The organism is uncultured Chloroflexus sp. (genome assembly GCF_938091255.1).
In the GTDB taxonomy this organism is placed as follows: domain Bacteria; phylum Chloroflexota; class Chloroflexia; order Chloroflexales; family Chloroflexaceae; genus Chloroflexus.
Genome location: NZ_CALLJH010000003.1, coordinates 12,307 through 32,396, shown reverse-complemented (window position 1 = coordinate 32,396; position 20,090 = coordinate 12,307). Strand labels below are relative to the sequence as shown.

The following is a 20,090-nucleotide window of genomic DNA, read 5'->3' as shown; positions in this document are numbered from 1 at the left end:
CGGTGATATGGGCAGTGAGATGGCAGAGACGCACATCAGCGTGCGTCTCTGCTATGTTCGATAGTTGGTTAGGTAGGCATTGTGCGCGGTCTGGGGGCGATACACATGTTGCAATACATTATTCGACGCATATTGATTGCGATTCCTACCCTCTTGATTATCAGCTTTGTGATCTTTGCCGTACTTGCGCTTGCCCCCGGCGATCCTTTGGCGCAGTTTGCGCTTAATCCGGCGATTCCTGAGTCGACCCGTGAATTGATCCGGATTCAGTTTGGGCTTGATCAGCCATGGCCGGTGCGCTATGTGCGTTGGATTACCTCATTGCTACGCGGTGATTGGGGTTTTTCGTTCGGTACGCGCGGGCCGGTGCTTGACTTGATTTGGCAGCGCTTGCCGCAGACGTTAATAGTAGTCGGAACAGCATATCTGATTGCAGTCTTGCTAGCAATTCCGATTGGGATCATCTCTGCTGTGAAACAATATTCGATTTTTGATAATGTGGCTACGTTTTTTGCATTTGTTGGGTTCTCAGTTCCTTCTTTTTTCACTGGCCTTGTCTTGATGCTGGTGTTTGCGATTAATCTTAAGTGGTTTCCAATTGTTTACAATACGACCTTGCAAGTTGTGGACTGGGATACCTTCGTGCAGCAAGTTCGGCAAATGGCCTTGCCGGTGACGGTGTTGGTTGTGCAGCAGACAGCGGCGCTGACTCGCTTTATGCGCTCGTCGATGCTTGATAACCTGAACCTTGATTATGTGCGCACGGCGCGGGCAAAGGGTCTCAGCGACCGGATGGTAGTGTTGCGCCATGTGCTAGTGAATAGTCTGATACCGGTGGTGACGCTGATTGCGCTCGGTATTCCTACTATATTCGCTGGTGCGATTATTACCGAGAATCTGTTTCGGGTGAATGGTTTAGGCGCCTTGCTGATTACCTCGATCAATAATTCTGACACTCCCGTAGTGATGGCGTTAACGTTTATTTTTGCGATTCTGACCGTTGTGTTCAACTTAATCGCTGATATTCTTTATGGGGTGCTTGATCCACGGGTACGTTATTCGTAATGCGCAACACTGCCATCGTTTAGGGTCATCATCGGAAAGGGTGAGCGTTCGATGTCTGAAATAGAACTCAATGGCGCTGTCGGTCTCTCTCCCAGCGCCCGCGCCCAGCAGATGACCAGCCGTATGCCAGCGAAACCACGCACGTTGCTTAGTGATGCGTGGCGACGGTTTCGCAAGCACCGGCTTGCGATGCTAGGGGTCTTTGTATTGTTGACGCTAGCCTTGGTATCATTCGTCGGGCCATATTTCTACGTTCCGCGCTTGGCTGCCGAGCTTGAGTCAATTGGCTCGCCATTCTTGCAGGATCGGGTTGATCTGCAAACGGCGATTGATCATCTGGATTTTCTCAATATCTTGTCAGGGCCAAGCGCAATTCATCCCTTTGGCACCGATGATCTGGGCCGTGATCTGTTGGCGCGTGCGCTCTATGGCGGGCGGGTGTCGCTGATGGTTGGCCTGACGGCGATGGCAATTGCGATTTCGCTGGGCACGATTATCGGCGCGACAGCAGGCTTTTTCGGGGGGATTATTGACCAGATTTTGATGCGAATCACCGATCTTTTCCTTTCATTACCGGCGATTCCACTCACCTTGCTGGTGGTCTATTTGTTTCGCGATCCGGTGATTAAGGCAATGGGATCGCCTGAAGCCGGCATCTTTACGATTGTGGTGACAGTGATCGGTTGTTTGGCATGGATGAGCACGGCCCGCATTGTGCGCGCGTCGTTCCTCTCGTTGAAAGAGAAGGAGTTTGTCGAGGCGGCGACGGCGCTAGGGGTGAGCCGGCCAGCAATTATGTTCCGCCATATTCTGCCGAATGCGATTGGCCCGATCATCGTCGCCGCCACGCTCGAAGTCGGTAGCGCGATTATTACTGAGTCGACTCTCTCCTTTCTTGGCGTTGGCTTTCCCCCTGACACGCCAACGTGGGGCCGGCTGGTGACCGATGGCAGCCAGTATCTGCAAGCGGCGCCGTGGTTGGCGCTGTTCCCCGGCGGGTTGATCTTTTTGACAGTGCTGAGTATCAATTTTGTCGGTGACGGGTTGCGCGATGCGCTCGATCCGCGATCGCGGTTGTGAGGTACAATGATGCCGGCATACAGGCGTTTTTTGTCACCGGAACCCGAATATGAACCATCACCTGACGCCATTGCAACGGTTGGCGGTTGAGGCTATCCAAGAGGATGAACGGCTGACCGCCGGGTTAGATGATGCACAAGCCGGGGTATTGCTGCGTTGGGCCACGGCGCGAGCTGCCGAGCTTACCTGCGATGCGGCTGATGAAGTAGCTGCGGAAGCGGTTGCGCAAGCGATCCGCACCGCCGTGCGGGCGGCGGTGCGGGCCGATGGCGCGGTAGCGACGGCTGAGCGAGCGTTGGCGCAAGCGTTGCCGACAGGAGTAGCCTCCTCTCTACCCACCTCACGCACGCTTGGCGGGGCTGAGCTGGCGGCGGTCTCGCTCATCACTGGTGCGGAAAGCGTACCTGACACCTCATCAGATCTCTCTTACGATGCGTCAGCAGCTTCGCCATCTCTCTCCCGTCCGCCTCGGTTGCCGCGCCGGTGGCCGGAGGTGTTGCCGCTCAGCCTGTTGGCGCACCTTGGCCGGCGGTAAGATGGCGGACAGAAAAGCTGGGTAGTTGGTGGCAGAGCGGGCTGCCACTTTCCGCTTGCTATGGCGCGCCGCCGGAGGCGGTGCAGCAATCTCCTGTGTAGGTTGGAGGGATGCCTGAGCGTATGGCTCGCGCTCGAGCAGGAGATTCCTTCGGCGGCTGCGCCCCTCGTAATGACAAGTGGCCCGTGTTATTGTGCACCGCCGGAGGCGGTGCAGCAATCTCCTGCGTGGGTTGGAGGGATACCTGAGCGTATGGCTCGCGCTCGAGCAGGAGATTACGTCAGCGGCTGTGCCCCCTCGTAATGACATAATATGTTAGAGCGATAGTATTGCTCACCTTCTCAGAGCCTTTGCAAGATTGTGAGGATCCTATGGCGCGAAAACCGGCTTCGCCACGTTCGTCGCAGCGCCTCAATCGCACCCAAGTTATCTTGCTCTTTCTGACTCTCGCGCTCGGTTTCCTGATCACCGCCGGGATTATCGATCTACGGCGGTTTGGGCTTGATCCATCACTCTTTGGGATCGAAACGCCGCCAACCCCCACCGTCAGTGGGTACACAGGGGGGATGACGGTCTACTTCACCACACCCTCGTTGGTGTACCCCGATATTCCGCGCAACCGGGTGACGCCGCCGTACCTGCGTGATATGTTGAACGACATTGCGAATGCTCGACAGAGTATTGATCTCGCGACATTCGAGTATACGTTGCAGCCGCTTGCCGAAGCGCTGGTTACTGCCCACCAACGGGGTGTAGCGGTACGGTTGGCGCTTGACCGCGAGAGTCTCGAGGATCCAGTTGATGCTAAATTCGCCGGCATGATTGAAGCTGCTGGCATTCCAATCAGCTGGGAGGATACGACAGCGTTTCTCCATAGCAAGTTTATCATCATTGATGCCAAGATTGTGTGGACTGGCTCGTGGAATGCGACGATCAATGACACCTATCGCAATAACAACAACCTGTTGCGCATCACCATTCCGGCGCTGGTCGAGAATTATCGGGTCGAATTTGAAGAACTGGCAGCCGGTCGGTTTGGGAATAGCAAGCAGGCGACAACGCCATTTTCGCGTATCACCACTGCCCAAGCAACCATCGAGAACTACTTTACCCCGCGTGAGCGACCGGCGGCGCGGATTGTCGAGATGATCAACGGTGCCCGTCGTTCGGTGTTGTTTATGGCCTTCTCATTCACGAACGACGAGATTGCTCGTGCAATGATTGCTCGTCAACAGGCAGGCGTACCGGTTCGGGGTGTGTTTGAGCGGCGTAATGCCGGTGGGGTTGGTTCAGATTTCGGCATGCTGCGCGATGGCGGCGTCGAGGTGCTGGAAGATGGAAACTGTTACACCATGCATCACAAGGTCATCATCATCGATGAGCGCATCGTGATCACCGGTTCGTACAATTTCACAACCCGGGCCGAACGCACCAATGACGAAAATCTGCTGATCATCGATGATCCGAAGCTGGCGGCTGAATATCTGGCCGAGTTTGAGCGCGTGTTTGAGCAGGCGCGCAACCCGACTCGGTGCCAATCGTGAGGCGTATCCTTTTCCTCGGTCAGGGCGAAAGGGTGTTCCCGTATGTCATTGCGAGGGCGCGCAGTACCCGCAGCAATTTCCTGCTTGGGCGAGCTGGCTGTCGTGCTCGGAGGAGATTGCTTCGCTGCGGGACAGAGCGCTGCTCTGTCCTTTGCAGCTCGCAATGACAGCGGGGGAGCAATTTGTACCGGCATCGCTGTGCTACGGCTGCAACGCAACGATAAAGCTCGCTTCGCCGAACGGCTGTTCAAGCAAGGTGATGCGCAGCGTACTCGCGTTGGCTGCCAATTGACGACGTACCACGGCCACGCCACTCTGCCGGCTACCCGGTGGGACGGTAATCGTTGCCGGTCGTGCGTCATCATTCGAGATCGGATAGTCGTTCCCTAAGCCGTCACTGATCTTGATGTTATCGTGGCGCAACGGCAAACGCACCGTCCGGGAAGTGTTGTTTTGCACACTCCACCTCAACTCGATACGGTCGCTGCAAGCGTCAATTTGCTCAAGGGCGACAATGATGTCAGGCGAAGTACCGGTAGTGATTTCGCCGGCAGCGACATTCTGCCACGTCTGATTACGTGCATCCCAGTATTTACTAATCAATTGGTAGCCATCCCAACGGCATTGGCTTGTCATAATGTTGAAGCCGATCATTGCGCCGTCAGCGGGCGTGCCGGCTGAAAGGATCGTCATTGGTGCATCAGCACGCGGGACAGGCGCTGGCGGACGGAAGAAAAGAGCGAGCAGTAAGACAAAGGCTAACGCAGCAAAAGCTACTGCTAGCCGGCCAGTAGTGGTCTGCAACGCCCGCCAAGCTCGTTCGCGCCACGGCAGTGCCGGTGACGACGGTGCCGGTGGTTTTTCTTCCTGCACCACTTCGTTCAGTTCAGTCCATGGGGTACAGTGGAGCAGTTTTGGGATAGCAAGCATCTCCTCTTCGCTCAGCTCGATCTCTGACGAGCGTTCGGTAATCATATATGCGGGCAATTCATCAAGCCCACGCACCTCTACCTTCCAGTCCAAATCGAGCTGTGACCCTTCTTCAATGCGGGGCGCGATTACAATTAGACGCTTGCAGGTGCGAAAATCGATGGAATTGGCTTTCTGCTCGGAAAGGAATTCGCGCCGGTGTTCGTTGAGGAAATTGGTCAGCGCATGAAAGTATGAAATAACCTGATTGTAAGGATTTTTGCGACCGGGGTTCAGTCGTTTCTGCTCACCGTTGCGCCCCTCGACAATCCACGGCCCGTTAACGCTACCGATGACACGACCATCGCAATGTTTCAGCTCGATAATGACAATCGCGTCATGTTTGATGATAACGAGGTCGATACTGCGCCCGCCGACGCTGAAATTGGAGAGAATCAGGAACAAGCCCTCAAGTTTTTCAAGAGTTTGGGCCAGCGCGAGAATGGCGCGGCGCTCTTGCGGGTGTTCTGGTTTCTCGCCAATCCAGACTTGAACGGCCATAATTCACTCGCTCAATGTCAACGTCTTGCGTAGTTCGACAATCTGGTCGCGCAGCGCCGCCGCTTTCTCAAAGGCAAGATCCTTGGCAGCCTGCTTCATCTGCTTCTCAAGGTCTTTGATCAGTTTCAGCACCTCGTCACGTGGCAGATCAACCGGTACAGCAGCAGTAGGTGTCGTCACATATTCGCCGCGCTCTTCAGCCAACTTGCGAATACGGTCGGTCAGGTCGCGCACGCCTTTGGCAATTCCTTGCGGGGTAATGCCGTGGCGTAGGTTGTGGGCCATCTGAATATCGCGGCGGCGCTGGGTCTCGCGGATGGCGGCCTCCATCGAGCGAGTGATAGTGTCGGCGTACATAATCACTTTGCCCTCAATGTGGCGTGCTGCTCGCCCAATGATCTGGATGAGTGACGTTTCCGAGCGCAGATAGCCCTCTTTGTCAGCATCGAGGATCGCGACCAGACTGACTTCAGGGAGATCAAGCCCTTCGCGCAACAGATTGATCCCTACTACCACATCATACACACCGAGACGCAGATCGCGCAGAATTTCAACCCGCTCAATGGTGTCGATGTCGGCGTGGAGGTACATCGTGCGTACCCCCATCTCTTTCAGATAGTCGGCCAAATCCTCGGCCATGCGTTTGGTGAGGGTAGTCACAAGCACCCGCTGTTTGCGTGCAACCCGTTGCCGAATTTCACCGAGTAGGTCGTCGATCTGCCCTCTGGTCGGGCGCACCTCGATTTCGGGATCGAGTAGGCCGGTGGGACGGATAATCTGCTCGACGATCTGCTCGCTCTTTTCCCGCTCGTAAGGGCCGGGGGTGGCCGAGACGTAGATCACCTGATAGACGTGCTGCTCAAACTCTTCAAACTTGAGCGGGCGGTTGTCGAGGGCCGACGGCAAGCGAAAGCCGTAATCCACCAGTGTTTGTTTGCGCTGGCGGTCGCCATTGTACATGCCGCGCAACTGAGGCAAGGTGATGTGACTCTCATCGATAAAGATCAGCAAATCATCGGGAAAATAGTCAAGCAATGTCCACGGCGTCTGGCCGGCAGCGCGCCCGTCAAGATGGCGCGAATAGTTCTCGATCCCGCTACAATAGCCGACCTCGCTTAGCATTTCGAGGTCGTAGAGCGTGCGTTGCTTCAGCCGCTGTGCTTCGAGCAGCTTACCGGCGGCTTCAAGCTCGCGTACCCGTTCGTTCAGCTCTTCTTGAATCGCGATGATCGCCTGCTGCAACTTCTCTTTGGTGGTAACGAAGTGCTTAGCGGGATAGATCTCGATTGCGGTATGCTTAAGCAACACCTCGCCAGTGAGTGGGTCAAGCTCGACGATCCGCTCGATTTCATCGCCCCAGAACTCGACTCGAATAGCGGTTTCAGCGTTGGCGGGAATAATATCGAGCGTATCGCCGCGAACGCGGAACGTGCCGCGTTGGAAGTCCATATCTTTACGCTCGAACTGTAAATCGATCAATTGACGCATGAGTTTGTCGCGGTTACGCACCTCGCCGACGCGGAGCAGAATCTTCTCTTGGCCGTAATCGTGCGGCGAGCCGAGGCCGTAAATCGCCGAGACCGACGCCACGATCAGCACATCGCGGCGGGTGAAGAGCGCCTGCGTTGCGGCGTGGCGCAGCCGGTCAATCTCCTCGTTGATGCTGGCTTCTTTCTCGATATAGAGGTCTTTCGAGGGAACGTAGGCTTCCGGCGTATACTCATCGTAATACGAGATAAACATCTCAACCGCCGCGTCGGGCAAAAACTCGCGGAACTCGGCCCACAACTGCGAGACGAGGGTCTTGTTGTGGGCGAGGACGAGGGTGGGGCGTTGAGTCTGGGCGAAGATGTGCGCCATCACGAAGGTCTTGCCGGTGCCAGTCGCGCCGAGCAAGGTCTGATGGCGGTAGCCGGCGCGCAAACCGGCCACCAATTTCTCGATGGCTTGTGGTTGATCGCCAGTTGGCTGATACGGCGCTTCGATCCGGAATGGCATACGGTGCTCGCGAGTTCTGGCACTGAAGAGATAGCAACAGCGCGGGTTGCGCCGTCCGCGTCGAGGCGGGAGGGGCAACAACGCCGCGCTGCTGGTTGGGCTAGAGGTATTATACCAGAATGGCGGCGGGAGAGGGGGACAGCGCACTGTGTTCCCTGCGATGGGGGCACAGCGCGCTGTGTGGCTACGTGAGACGTTTACCGCAACTCGAAGGTGATTTGAACGGTGGCGCTGTAGGTTTGCTGGCCGGGCTGCACCGGCGGGGCCGAACGGGCGGCTGGCGCGCCGTAGGCATCGGCCATCATCGGTACCGGGATAGGGCTGGCGCCAAAGTTTTCGGTGATGAACAGCACCCGACCGAGCGATGTGCCGGCAGCCCGTGCCATCTGTTCGGCCCGTGCTCGGGCGTTGACCACTGCCGCCTCGCGTGCTTGGGCTAATACAGCTTCCATATCACTGACGCCAAAACTGATGCCGTACAGTCGGTTGGCTCCTACCTGCACCACTCGATCGATGAGGTCACCGGCTTGGGCAAGGTTGCGAATGGTCACGGTGACCATGTTGTTGACGGTATAGCTGACAATCGTCTCACCTTTTTCATCGTAGTTCGGATAAATACTAATACCGGAAGTCTGAATGTCTTTCGCATCGACTCCTAACTGTTTAATCTGATCGATCATCGCCTGCGCCTGCGTACTATTCTGAGCCAGCGCCTCTTGGGTGGTCGGCGCTTTGGTTTCAACGCCAATCGTGATGGTCGCGATGTCCGGTTCTACCTTTATTTCACCGGTGCCAATGACCACAATCTGCGGCATATTACTCACGCCGGGTTGGGCTGTGACGGTTTGGGCAGGGCGAAAGAGACTAACGGCGGTTAGCGCAAGGACAGCGATGAGTGCAGTTAGGCCAAGAATAGTTGTGAGAAGACGGTTTTCCATAGTGGTATCTCCTTGAGTGTCTGTTATGTAGCTCAATGTAAAGACGGAGACACCGCGAACTTAGTTCCCAACGACGCAGAGGAGGCGAAGACGCAAAGAAGTTGAACGCAAAGACGCAAAGGTATTGGATAGGGGGCTATCAGCGTGCTTCACCCCCACCTACATCCGGCTTCGCGTCCTTCGCGTTTACTCTCCTCTGCGTCGTTGCCTCTTCTGCGCGTGCTCGCTCCACGATTCGCCGGCGCCACACCCGCCAGAACATAGCTGCCTCAAATGGGCCAACGATGAGGAAGGCCAGCCACACGCCCCACAACGTCGGCGCCCACCACGTCACAATCACCAGCGCCAGCGCGACGCAGACCCAGATCGCAGTGCCGCTAATGGCGAGCGGCGAAAGGGTGTCACCCAAGCCGCGCAGCGCGCCGCCGAGAGCGAAGGTCAAAGCCCACGCGGGTTGGGTGAGGGCCACCACGCGCACTGCCGCCGCGCCGTTGGCGACCAACTGCGGATCACGGTTGAAGATGCCGACCAGCCCTTCGGCAAAAATGAGGAACAACACACCGAGGCCGCTCATCCAGAGGATTGTCCAACGCAACGCGATCATCGTCACCGCATTGGCTTCAGCCGGGCGCTGCGCGCCGATGGCTTGACCAACCAGCGCCGTTGCCGCCAACCCAAAGCCGATACCGGGCAAAAACGAGAGCGAGAGGACATTGATCGCGACTCGGTGGGCGGCCAGTGGCACCGTGCCCAGCGTTGCCACCACCGGCGTCAGCGAAGCGATTGCGCCGATCACCAATACCTCTTCGACTGCCGCCGGCATCCCGATGCGCAATACATCACGCAAGACGCCGATACGCGGCCACCACCTACCGCCGCCGCTAGCGCGCACACCGTTGCGCCCAAACCAAAGTACCCAAACCAGCAGCGCCGCGCCGATCACGCGCGCGATCACCGATCCCCACGCACTGCCCACCGCGCCGAGCGCCGGCAGGCCGAGCCAGCCAAAGATCAGGGCTGCGCTGGCAATCACATTGACTACATTGGCGAAAGCAGTGACTAACATCGGCGTGCGCGAATCACCCACCCCGCGCAAGACGCCGCCGATCAGATACATCATGGTCAGGGTGGTGATGGTGCTCATCGTCACTGCCAGATAGTCGATTCCGACTTGGCTCACATCGGGCGCAAGTCCGAACAGGTTGATCAACGTTGGGGTGAGCGGTAGCCCAATAGCGGTAAGCGGCAGGCCGATCAAGATGCTCCAGAGTAACCCTTGGCGGGCGACGGCGCTAGCCTCAGCGAGCTTCCCGCCGCCGTAGGCTTGGGCGACTAGTACGGCCACCCCGACCGATAATGCACTGAGGGCGGCGGTGGTGACGAAGATGACCTGTAAGGCAGCGCCAACCCCGGCCAGCGCGACTGCGCCGAGCGACGCGACGAGGATGGTGTCAACCACACCGAGCATGGTTTGCAGCAAGTTCTCGCCGATCACCGGCCATGCTAGCCGCAACACGCGCTTTTCAAGCTGAGCACGCGAAGGCGGCGGGGTGATCGTTTCAGCAGTGAGGGTGTCTGAGCGCATAAGTCATGAAGCGACGCATGCGTCGCGCTGATGGGTGTTGATAGGGTGTATTCTAACCGAAGTTGGGGGAGGTGTGGCGGAGCTGAAACATCATTTCTGTTGGCAGATAGGGTAAGCCTTGTCGGGAATTCATCAATTTCTGCAATGATAATCTCACCAACCCTTTTGTTATTACGAGGGCGTGTATGCATACCGCCCGAAACAATCCCCCGCGCCTTCGTGAGCGATGGTTCAGAGACCGTGACCGATCGTCTCATCGCCCGATAACGGTTGTGCGAAAATCCGTTGACAGATTGATCAGCGGTTTTCTTACCGGAAGATCTACGAGCGAGCTGTATACAATGCGCGTAGAGTAACGCTGCGAAAAGCCTTGGTATGGCAGTCTAGCGCTAGGTCTTATTTGCTTGTGCAAAGCGGATTGGTTTGAGTAACAGGTATTGCTCTCGCTTGCCGCGGAGATTGCTTTGGGTGCGAGGCAATACAGCATTGCCGTGGGCCTACGCACCCTCGCAATGACACAAAGGCGCAGATGAAGCACACGATCATTTCTTCTATCACATCTCTCTGCGCTTGGCGCGGGCGAACGTCTCGCCCTATGCATAGCCTTCCTCAATTCAGCATTCTGGCGGATCGCAGATTTGGTCACTTTCCCGTACAATGTCAAGAAGACGCCAAACGTGTTGAGGAGGATTGCATGGAGTATGTTGACACCCTGCTTACTGGCGGCACCGTTGTAACGATGGATGAAGCGTGGCGCATCTTTACTGAAGGCGCCGTGGCGATTCGCGATGGCGTAATCGTGGCAGTAGGGCCGAGTGCTGAGCTTACTGCGCGCTACACTGCCAAAGAAACGATTGATTGTCACGATTGCGCGATTATTCCCGGCCTGATCAACGGTCATGCCCATGTGCCGATGAGTCTCTTGCGCGGGTTAGTGGCCGACCAGCAGCTCGATGTTTGGCTGTTTGGCTATATGTTTCCGGTCGAAAGCCAGTTTGTCGATCCCGAATTCAGCTATACCGGCACGCTGCTCAGTTGCGCCGAGATGATCCGCGGCGGTACGACAACCTTCGTTGATATGTACTATTTTGAAGAAGAGGTGGCGCGCGCTGCCGATGAAGCCGGGATGCGAGCAATCTGCGGGCAGACGGTGATGCGTTTGCCGACACCCGACGCCGATTCGTTCGATGCTGGCATCGAGCGAGCGCGCCGGTTTATGGCTGAATGGCGCGGCCATCCGCGGATTATCGCCACGGTGGCGCCCCATGCGCCGTACACTTGCACCGACGACATCTATCGCCAAGCTGCTGCGCTCTGCGCAGAGTTTGGCGCGCCGCTGATCACGCACTTGTCTGAGACGGCACGTGAGGTGGAAGAGAGCATCCGTGACCGCGAAGTGACGCCGATTCGCTACGCCAAGCGGGTCGGCGCGTTCGATGTGCCCTGTATCGCTGCCCACTGCGTCCATGCCACCGAAGACGACATGCGGCTCTTACGTGAAGCCCGCGCTGGCGCAGTCCCCTGCCCGACCAGCAACCTCAAGCTAGCCAGCGGTGTGGCACCCTTCCGCCGGATGATCGAGACCGGGGTGCGGGTAGGGCTAGGCACCGATGGCCCGGCCAGCAACGACGATCAAGATATGTTCACCGAGATTCAGTTGGCAGCGCTGTTGCCAAAAGGCTTAAGCGGCGACCCGACGGCGGTACCGGCCCGCGAAGCCTTTGCGCTGGCGACCTGCTGGGGCGCGCGCGCCATCCACCTCGATCACCTGATCGGCTCGCTGGCCGTGGGTAAACGGGCCGACATCGTCGTGGTCGAGCTGCGCCGCTTGCACAGCGCGCCGCGTTACACTTACGCTGCCGACGCAATCTATTCGCACCTTGTCTATAGCAGCCGGGCCGCCGATGTGCGTGATGTGCTGGTTGACGGCAAACTCCTGCTGCGCAATCGGCACTTGCAGACGCTCGATGAAGAGGCAATCATTGCCCACGCGCAGGCGATTGCCGCTCGCATCAACGAGTTTCTCGCCACCCGTGAGCGCAATCTGCTAGCCAAGATTCTGGCGCTGGGAGGTGTGCAACAGGCCGAGATTTTCGAGATTCAGGTCAAGGCCCGCCTGCAACCGGCTGATGTCGAACGGGTGCTGGCCCTCTTGCGCAATCCGGCCATCACCATCACTAAGACTAGTGAACGCACCCAGTACGACACCTATTTCATCTTCGCCAACGGCGAACGGATCCGCATTCGCGAAGATCACCGCACCGATCCGGGCGCGCGCCCGCAACCAAAGTATACGCTCACGCTGATGGCTGAAGCGCGCCGAGTCGATCATCCCAAGGCGATGATGCTCTCGCGGGCGCGCTACACTGCTCCCGCCGACCATACCGTGCGCTTCTACCGCGAATACTTCCAACCTGACCGGATCGAGGAGATCGAAAAACGGCGGCGGCGCTGGCGCATTCTCTACCAAGACCACGATTTCGCGATCAACCTCGATACACTGGCTGGCCAGCCCGATCCCGGCCCCTTCCTCGAAATTAAGAGCCGGACGTGGAGCCGGCGCGATGCCGAGCGACGCGCCGAGTTGATCAGCGAATTGCTCGAATTGGTCGGTATCACCGATGAGGCGCTGGTGTTGCAAGAGTATGTGGAGCTGGCGGCATGAAACATCCCGGTATCTACTTGATCGGGTTGACCGGCGGCATTGCTTGTGGCAAGAGCACGGTGCTGGCGATGCTCGCGGCGCTGGGTGCGCGCACGATTGACGCTGATCGCGTCACCCATCGGCTGCAACAGCCGGGTACGCCGGTTTATCAGGCGATTGTGAACGCATTCGGCCCGCAAATCGTGACAACCCCCGGCGGCCCTATCGACCGGCGCAAACTTGGCGCGATCGTCTTCAACGATCCGGCGGCGCTCAAACGGCTCGAAGCGATCGTCCATCCGGCAGTGCGGGCCGAGATCCGCCAGTTTCTCGACGAAGTGGCCAGTGCGGGCAAATATGCCACCCGTCTGCGTCCGGTGGAGCGACCGATTGTGGTGATTGACGCGATCAAGCTGATCGAGTCGGGGTGGGCCGACGAGTGCGATCAGGTGTGGGTAGTGACGTGCCCGCCCGAACAACAGATTGAGCGGTTGATGACGACACGGGGCATGTCGCTGGCCGAAGCCCAAGCCCGCGTGGCGGCCCAGCCGCCGCAAGAGAGCCGGTTTAGCCGGGCGCACGTGATTATCGACAACGGCGGTTCGCAAGCGCAGACGCGGGCACAGGTCGAAGCGGCGTGGCAACGGGCGCTGATTGCCAGTCACGGCGCATAGCGAATCCGGCGCCGCTCTTCGATCACGCCGCCGTCAGCCATGGTCACCCGCAAGCGAATCGTGTAATCACCCGCCGGCCAATTGCTGGCCTTCCACACCCCCAACAAGCCATCCTCGACCGGCTGGTTGCTCTGGCCGAACACCTGCCAGATGGTCGGATCAGTTCCTTGGCCGATGTCAAGAATGAACGGGCCGCGCGCGGTGCCCTTGACAAAGAGCAAGGTGTTGGTGACGACACTGCTCTCGGCGAGATCGAGCAGGGCCATCGCGCGATCTGGCTCGCGTGGCGGCGGGCAATACTCGGTAGGCGCGGCGCGGCCATTGTACTTCGCCCATTCAGCCATCTCGGTCGGGTAAAGTGGAAAGGTCATCGTCCGCACCTCTTCCGGCGGCGTGTAGGGTGCGGCTAGACACGAACCATCGCCGCCAACGCGATACGTTTGGTATGTAATCGCGCTCACTGGCCCGCTACCAACCACAAAGCGTTCGCTAATCACCTGCGGGCAATTAGGAACCGGCGGCCCCCCCGTCTCAACGCAGACCGGCAACTCAACGATTCCCTCGGGTGGGGTGAAGGGTTGGGCCGGACGGTTGGCATGGTAGCGCAACATCAATTCGCGCCAAATGAGGCCGGCTCCATTCGCGCCAGCGACTTCGGCCATCGGGCGGCTATCGTTATTACCGACCCAGACGCCGATGACCACCGCATCGGAATAGCCAACCGCCCACGAATCGCGGTAATCATTGCTGGTGCCGGTCTTTACCGCTGCCGGAATATTGGGCAGCTCCATCACATTGTTGCGCCCGAACACCAGCCACCGGGCAGCGTTATCACTGAGGATGTCAGTAATGAGAAAGGCGATCTGCTCGCTCTGCGGGCCGAGCAACGGCTTGCCGCGCTGGGGTTGCCACGACTCGAGCATCTCGCCGCGACTATTAGTGACGCGCAAGATCGCCACTGGTCGCACCTGCCTGCCGCCGGCGCGCAAGCCGGCATACGCGCCAGTCAATTCGAGTAGCCGCACCTCGTTGCTACCCAATGCCATTGCTAAGCCATAGCGGTTGGGGTCGGTAAACGTCGTAATGCCAAACTCACTCATCAAATTGACGAAGTTCTCAACCCCGACAAACTCCAGCGCCTTTACCGCCGGAATATTGAGCGAATTGGCCAGTGCCAAACGCAGCCGCACCGACCCCCGAAAACGGCCATCGTAATTGCGCGGCTGGTAAATCACGCCATTCTCTATCCAGCTTGATGGTACATCCCACAGAATAGTCGCCGGCGTCCATCCACGCTGCAACGCCGCAGCGTAGACAAACGGCTTCAGCGCCGATCCGGGCTGGCGGGGCGCCATGGTGACGTTAACTTGACCATCAGGCCCGTTGAAATCAACACTCCCCACCATCGCCAAAATCCGGCCATCAGGCGACAGCATCACCACGCCGGCGTTGCTGGCATCACGCGCGCGCAGCTCGGCAATCTTGGTGCGGACTACCTCCTCGGCTTGGGCCTGCCAGTTCGGATCGAGGGTGGTAATCACGCGCAACCCACCCCGGTTGACCATCTCCTCGCCGAACCGCTGCACCAATAAGTCATAGACATAAAAGGTAAAATGCGGCGCTTGAATGGTCGTCATCGGCGGCACCAACCGGATCGGCTCCGCGAAGATCGAATCGGCTTCGGCAGCGCTGATAAAACCGGCGGCCACCATCTGGTTGAGTACAATGCGTTGGCGGGCGCGGGCTAACGGCAAATTCTCGAACGGATTGTAGTTGGAGGGCGATTGGGGCAAGCCGGCCAACAACGTTGCCTCGCCGCGGGTCAATTGCCAGACATGCTTGCCGAAATATCGCTGCGCCGCCGCTTCCACCCCATACGCCTGCGCACCGTAGTAGACCTCATTAAGATAGAGCTTCAGAATTTGATCTTTGCTATACACCTGCCCAACCCGGATCGCCAAAATCGCCTCGCGGATCTTGCGTTCGATCGACTGCTGCTGCGCCTCTTCGGGGGTGAGCAATATGGTCCGCACCAACTGCATCGTGATCGTGCTTGCCCCAGAAACGGTCTGGCCGGCGGTGACGTTTTGCCAGAAAGCGCGCGCAATGCTAGGGAGATCCACGCCCGAATTGGTGTAAAAATTGGCATCTTCCACCGCCACTGTGGCGTCACGCAATAGCTTGGGGATGCGGTCGAGCGCCACCGGTACGCGCACCCCGGGGCCAATCACTTCGTACAGCAGGGTAGTGCCGTCACGGGCGTAGATGCGGGTGTTTTCGAAACTGCGGTGTTGGTCGAGCAACTCAGGCGGCGGTAGATCGCGGCCGTAGTAAACGTAGAGTCCGATGATTGCAAACAGACCGAACACGATGAGTACAAGCATCCCAAACACAAATCGGTTCAACCAACGCCATAATGCTGACGGGCGGCGTGATGACAATGCTGAGGAGCGATGAAACCGAGGTAATGGTGGGCGCGGGCGATTAGACATAGACGAGAACCATGCCAGACACCAAAGATTTGGTCCAAATGTGTTATTTGTTATGAGTAATATAGCGCGTTTTAGCGCCGGATGAGTAGGGCAAAATTGTGATAAAACGGTTGGTATTTGTGGGGCAGCAATGGCGGCGATGATGGCGGTCGGATCTCCGCAGAGGTGCACGGTCGTGCGTCTCTGCGAGGCGAGGTGAGTTGCCGGGAATTTACTAATATCCGTATATTACCGTTGACTGCGAAGTCGGTCGTGTTCCCGGCGGGCCGGATTGTTGCAAATGGATGTCATATTTCGTTGCTACGCTGCATCAGTGCGAATAATTACGATTGTGGAATCGTCGGGGTTGCCAGACGGCGGTGCCGGGGGTTGACGGTATTCGTTAATGCGTTTGGTCGCAGCAGATTTGAAACCAGCCACGAGTGATGAATAGGTTGGCGGATGGAAGGAGAATTGCGGCGATTGCATGGTAAAGACCCACGGTCATGGTCTGTACAATCGCGTGGATGTGGTTTGGCATCGTGGTTCCACCACGGCGTGGGCTGATGGAATGCGGTACCTGTTTTGGTACCGAGGGTTCGTTTGCGCTGGCATCGTTGTGGTTCGATCAACAACGAGTCCTCTATCGATCAAACCGTTTGACCAGCGCAAAAGATGGAAGGTGGTTTTGGGCAATTTTGCAATTGACGAACATGATGTTAGCCCCCTTACCCCATCTCTCTCATTGCTGCCACCACCGCTGGCCATGCTGTGCTATGCGGTGTCGTCAGCTCAAAATGGCCGCATTGCGGTAGAATGGTCAGATGCGCTGTATCGCCGGCTTGCCGGGCCGCAGTAACGAAGGCGGCGACATAGGCCGCCGGTACGATCGGATCGTCGCCGCCTACGAGGTGGTAGTGAGGTACGCCGAGCGGCAAGAGCATGTGCGGCGACGCCTCGGCGTAGCGGTGCGGGTTGTGATCGACCAGTTCGGCGCAGGCCGGGCCGCAAGCGGTGGCAGTTACGCCTTGGGCGAGATCGGCGACGGCGGCAAGCGCAACCACGCCGTGGATCGGGAGCGGATTGGCGGTGGCGAGGGGACTGGTAGCCGGTAACGCAGGTCGTGCGGCTAGCCACAGTGCGAGGTGACCGCCTGCGGAATGGCCGACCGCAATCACCCGCGCAAGGTTCAAGGGGTAATCGTCGGCCAAAACTCGCAGATGGTCGAGGCCGGCAGCGACATCGTGAAACGTCTGCGGCCAGCCACCGCCGTTGCCCAATCGACGGTACTCAATGCTCCACACAGCATATCCGATGGCACGCAGCGCGGCACACCATTCACCAAGTGGTGTAAGATCATACGCTGCTTGCCAACAACCACCGTGGATGAGCACTATCAGTGGTGCTGGTTTCGGGCTATTTGGCAAATACAGATCGCCAAACTGATCAGGATGGCTGCCGTAGGGGATACGTGCATCAGGCGGCACGGCAGGTTGGGCAAGGTAGTCAGTAACGGTAAGCATAGTTGCTACGTCGTGAATAACGCCACGATGCACAGGGTGTAAAGAAGCGAAAGGACTGGTAATAGAAAACGCAAATTTCTAAGGTTGTAACGTTCCAGACACGATGATTAGTTTGGTTATCCAACGAGCTACAGTCACTGCCCCAAATCCCAGTGCAGCTTTGCTTACGAAAACTGCTCCAGAAAGCTGTCAAGCGAGCCGTTGTAGTAAACGTGTACCACCTGATTAAAGGTAATCCGGCTCACCGCGTCCCACACCTCGTCGGGGTCGCTGCTGTAGGCGACGAGCATAGCTTGTTCGGGTCGCTCTTCATCTTCACCGGGCGGAATGACGAGCGCGAGCCATTGGTTGGGGTAGCGTTGTTCGATGAGTGCTACCGGTTGCACGTTGCCGCGCTCGACCATACCGGTGTAGGGGCAACCGCAGCCGCAATCCGGCCCGCAACTGCTGTGGTCGCCGGTGCCGCAACGAGGGTTCGTGCCACCGTGAAGTGCGCTGGTGAGATTAATAACGACTGGCATAGCGTCTTGCAGTCATCCTTACGGCCTGATTCGCTCCATGCCGCCCATGTACGGGCGCAGCACTTCGGGGATGACAATACTGCCGTCTTCCTGCTGGTAGTTTTCCATAATCGCGATAATCGTGCGCGGCAAGCCGAGGCCCGATCCGTTCAGGGTATGGAGGAACTCTGGCTTGGCGCCCGGCTCAGGGCGGTAGCGCAGATTGGCGCGGCGGGCTTGAAACGCCTCGACATTCGAGCATGAGCTGACCTCTAACCATTCACCCACTCCCGGTGCCCATACTTCGATGTCATAGGTCTTGGTTGAACTGAAGCCGAGATCACCGGTGCAGAGCAGTTTGGTGCGGAATGGCAAACCTAGGAGGCGAGCACACGCTTCGGCATCGCGCCGCAGCTTCTCGAGCGCCTGATAGCTCTCTTCGGGCTTGACGAACATGTACATCTCGACCTTATCGAACTGGTGGCCGCGCTTGATCCCGCGCACGTCACGCCCGGCGCTCAGCTGTTCCTTGCGGAAACAGGGTGTGTAGGCGGCGTGGTAAATTGGCAACTGGCTCGCTTCGAGAATCTCGTCGGCGTAGAGGCTGGTCAGCGGCACTTCTGCCGTCGGCACCAGCCACAAGCCCGACTCCTCGTCGCGGTAGAGATTGTCACGGAATTTAGGTAACTGACCAGAGGCCCACAATACCGACTCTTTGACCACAAACGGCGTATACACCTCTTGGTAGCCTTGTTGCAGGTGGAGATCGAGCAGCCACTGGATGACGGCCCGTTGCAGGCGCGCGCCGGCTCCGCGCATAACATAAAAGCGCGAACCGGCGAGCTTGACACCGCGCTCGAAGTCGAGGATGCCCAGCGCCTCACCCAGTTCCCAGTGCGGGCGAGCAGGGAAAGGCAACGGTCGCGCTTCACCCTCTTGATAGACGATCACGTTATCGTTTTCATCAACCCCATCGGGTACATCAGGGTGCGGCAGATTGCGGATTTCCAGCATTGCGGCCCGCTGTTGCTCTTCGACCTCGGCCAATTGACGATCGAGGGCAGCGATTTCATCACCCAATTGGCGCATCGCTTCGATCTTGGCCTGTCGCTCGGCAGCGTCGTTCATCGCACCGATCTGCTTCGAGACCGCATTGCGTTCAGCTTTGCGTGTCTCCACCTCGTAGATCAAGCGGCGACGCTGTTCGTCGAACGCGAGAACCTGATCAACAAGAGCGCCATCGACGCCACAACGAGCTAATTGACGTTTCACTTCGTCGGGCTGCTCGCGGATGAGTTTCATGTCAAGCATGGTTTTTTGCCGGTATGCAATGCGCACGTGCGCGGCGGTTGGTGCTGTCGTGGCAATTATACCACAGTGTAACCCGCTGTAGCCCTACGCCCCACCTCACCAATCCCGTTATACCCCAATCCGGCTATAGCGCCAATCAACCGGCTGGCCGTTGGTGTAAGGCATCACGCCGTGAAATGGGCGTGGGTCATGATCGAAGACGAGCGGCAGAAAGAAGCGGTCGCCGGGCCAGAGTGGCAAGTCCATGATGCGTACAAGTGGTACCCATTCGAGCGTTCCTTCAACATTCGCTGTTGGTGGTTCGCCACTGAAGCGGGTGATGAGGAAGATAAACGCAAACCAGTCTTCGCCGTTTTTACCAAACCCCGGCCAACTCACCGTACCGCGCAGCGTAAGTTCGAGGGCGGTAATGCCAGCCTCTTCACGCAGTTCGCGCTGCATCCCGGCGACAATCTCTTCGTCACGTTCGAGTTTGCCGCCGAGCCCGTTATATTTGCCTAGGTGCTGATCGCCGGCACGCGCGTTGCGATGTACCATCAGCACCGATTGACCGTCAGGTGAGAGGACGTAGCCAAGCGTAGCGAGAATTGGTGTATACGGCATCGTTAACCTCGATAGCAAGTGAATACGAAGACGCAACGTTATTCACATGCAAAAGCGCGATAAAGATTTGTGTGAGGGTTGTTTCCTCACCGCACATGTACCCCCCACCCCGCAAAACCTCTGCGCCCTTTGCGTTTCGAGCGCTGCGG

At 57.9% G+C, this 20,090-nt stretch carries 15 protein-coding genes; 6 read left to right on the top strand and 9 right to left on the bottom strand.

Annotated features, from left to right (window positions below; translation table 11 throughout):
- Nucleotides 1–105 precede the first annotated feature (105 nt).
- The 4 genes from Q1A00_RS01780 (at nt 106) to Q1A00_RS01765 (ending at nt 4,224) form a co-directional block, all read left to right on the top strand.
- Nucleotides 106–1,065 carry an ABC transporter permease gene (locus Q1A00_RS01780; protein WP_298404205.1) on the top strand — a complete coding sequence of 320 codons (960 nt, stop codon included), beginning with the start codon at nt 106–108 and terminating at the stop codon, nt 1,063–1,065.
- A gap of 51 nt (nt 1,066–1,116) precedes the next feature.
- On the top strand, nt 1,117–2,145 hold the full coding sequence (locus tag Q1A00_RS01775; protein ID WP_298404207.1) for an ABC transporter permease: 1,029 nt from the start codon (nt 1,117–1,119) through the stop codon (nt 2,143–2,145).
- A 49-nt stretch (nt 2,146–2,194) separates the two neighbouring features.
- Nucleotides 2,195–2,680, top strand: a complete 486-nt coding sequence (locus Q1A00_RS01770; RefSeq protein WP_298404209.1) for a hypothetical protein — start codon at nt 2,195–2,197, stop codon at nt 2,678–2,680.
- A gap of 371 nt (nt 2,681–3,051) precedes the next feature.
- Nucleotides 3,052–4,224: a phospholipase D-like domain-containing protein gene (locus Q1A00_RS01765; protein ID WP_299754971.1), complete on the top strand. Its 1,173-nt coding sequence runs from the start codon at nt 3,052–3,054 to the stop codon at nt 4,222–4,224.
- Between the two features lie 201 nt (nt 4,225–4,425).
- Here Q1A00_RS01765 and Q1A00_RS01760 read toward each other — a convergent pair whose 3' ends face one another.
- The 4 genes from Q1A00_RS01760 to Q1A00_RS01745 form a co-directional block, all read right to left on the bottom strand.
- A complete protein-coding gene (locus tag Q1A00_RS01760) occupies nt 4,426–5,694 on the bottom strand; it encodes a nuclease-related domain-containing protein (RefSeq protein ID WP_298404213.1) in 1,269 nt (422 codons plus the stop codon).
- Between the two features lie 3 nt (nt 5,695–5,697).
- Nucleotides 5,698–7,692: an excinuclease ABC subunit UvrB gene (gene uvrB / locus Q1A00_RS01755; RefSeq protein ID WP_298404216.1), complete on the bottom strand. Its 1,995-nt coding sequence runs from the start codon at nt 7,690–7,692 to the stop codon at nt 5,698–5,700.
- A 197-nt stretch (nt 7,693–7,889) separates the two neighbouring features.
- Nucleotides 7,890–8,630, bottom strand: a complete 741-nt coding sequence (locus Q1A00_RS01750; RefSeq protein ID WP_299754967.1) for an SIMPL domain-containing protein — start codon at nt 8,628–8,630, stop codon at nt 7,890–7,892.
- 139 nt (nt 8,631–8,769) lie between these two features.
- The gene (locus Q1A00_RS01745; protein WP_298404220.1) at nt 8,770–10,215 is read right to left on the bottom strand and encodes an MATE family efflux transporter; all 1,446 of its coding nucleotides are present in this window, start codon (nt 10,213–10,215) and stop codon (nt 8,770–8,772) included.
- A 694-nt stretch (nt 10,216–10,909) separates the two neighbouring features.
- On the opposite strand from Q1A00_RS01745, the gene Q1A00_RS01740 reads away from it, so the two are divergent.
- Both Q1A00_RS01740 and coaE read left to right on the top strand, forming a co-directional pair.
- Nucleotides 10,910–12,880 carry an amidohydrolase family protein gene (locus Q1A00_RS01740; protein ID WP_298404222.1) on the top strand — a complete coding sequence of 657 codons (1,971 nt, stop codon included), beginning with the start codon at nt 10,910–10,912 and terminating at the stop codon, nt 12,878–12,880.
- Nucleotides 12,877–13,533, top strand: a complete 657-nt coding sequence (coaE, locus tag Q1A00_RS01735) for a dephospho-CoA kinase (protein WP_298404225.1) — start codon at nt 12,877–12,879, stop codon at nt 13,531–13,533. The genes Q1A00_RS01740 and coaE overlap by 4 nt, the downstream gene beginning before the upstream one ends.
- Here the strand turns inward: coaE and Q1A00_RS01730 are convergent.
- The 5 genes from Q1A00_RS01730 to Q1A00_RS01710 all read right to left on the bottom strand — a co-directional run bounded on the left by Q1A00_RS01730 (nt 13,521) and on the right by Q1A00_RS01710 (nt 19,941).
- Nucleotides 13,521–15,917, bottom strand: a complete 2,397-nt coding sequence (locus Q1A00_RS01730; RefSeq protein WP_298482521.1) for a transglycosylase domain-containing protein — start codon at nt 15,915–15,917, stop codon at nt 13,521–13,523. The two genes, coaE and Q1A00_RS01730, sit on opposite strands and share 13 nt — an antisense overlap.
- An 815-nt stretch (nt 15,918–16,732) precedes the next feature.
- Complete coding sequence (locus Q1A00_RS01725; protein ID WP_299754962.1) at nt 16,733–17,527, bottom strand: alpha/beta hydrolase; 795 nt, start codon at nt 17,525–17,527, stop codon at nt 16,733–16,735.
- A gap of 164 nt (nt 17,528–17,691) precedes the next feature.
- On the bottom strand, nt 17,692–18,048 hold the full coding sequence (locus Q1A00_RS01720; protein ID WP_298404231.1) for a hypothetical protein: 357 nt from the start codon (nt 18,046–18,048) through the stop codon (nt 17,692–17,694).
- A gap of 18 nt (nt 18,049–18,066) precedes the next feature.
- The gene (serS, locus tag Q1A00_RS01715) at nt 18,067–19,338 is read right to left on the bottom strand and encodes a serine--tRNA ligase (RefSeq protein ID WP_298404233.1); all 1,272 of its coding nucleotides are present in this window, start codon (nt 19,336–19,338) and stop codon (nt 18,067–18,069) included.
- Nucleotides 19,339–19,446: 108 nt separating this feature from the next.
- Entirely contained in the window at nt 19,447–19,941 is a 495-nt protein-coding gene (locus Q1A00_RS01710; RefSeq protein ID WP_298404234.1) for an 8-oxo-dGTP diphosphatase, read from the bottom strand.
- Nucleotides 19,942–20,090: the final 149 nt, after the last annotated feature.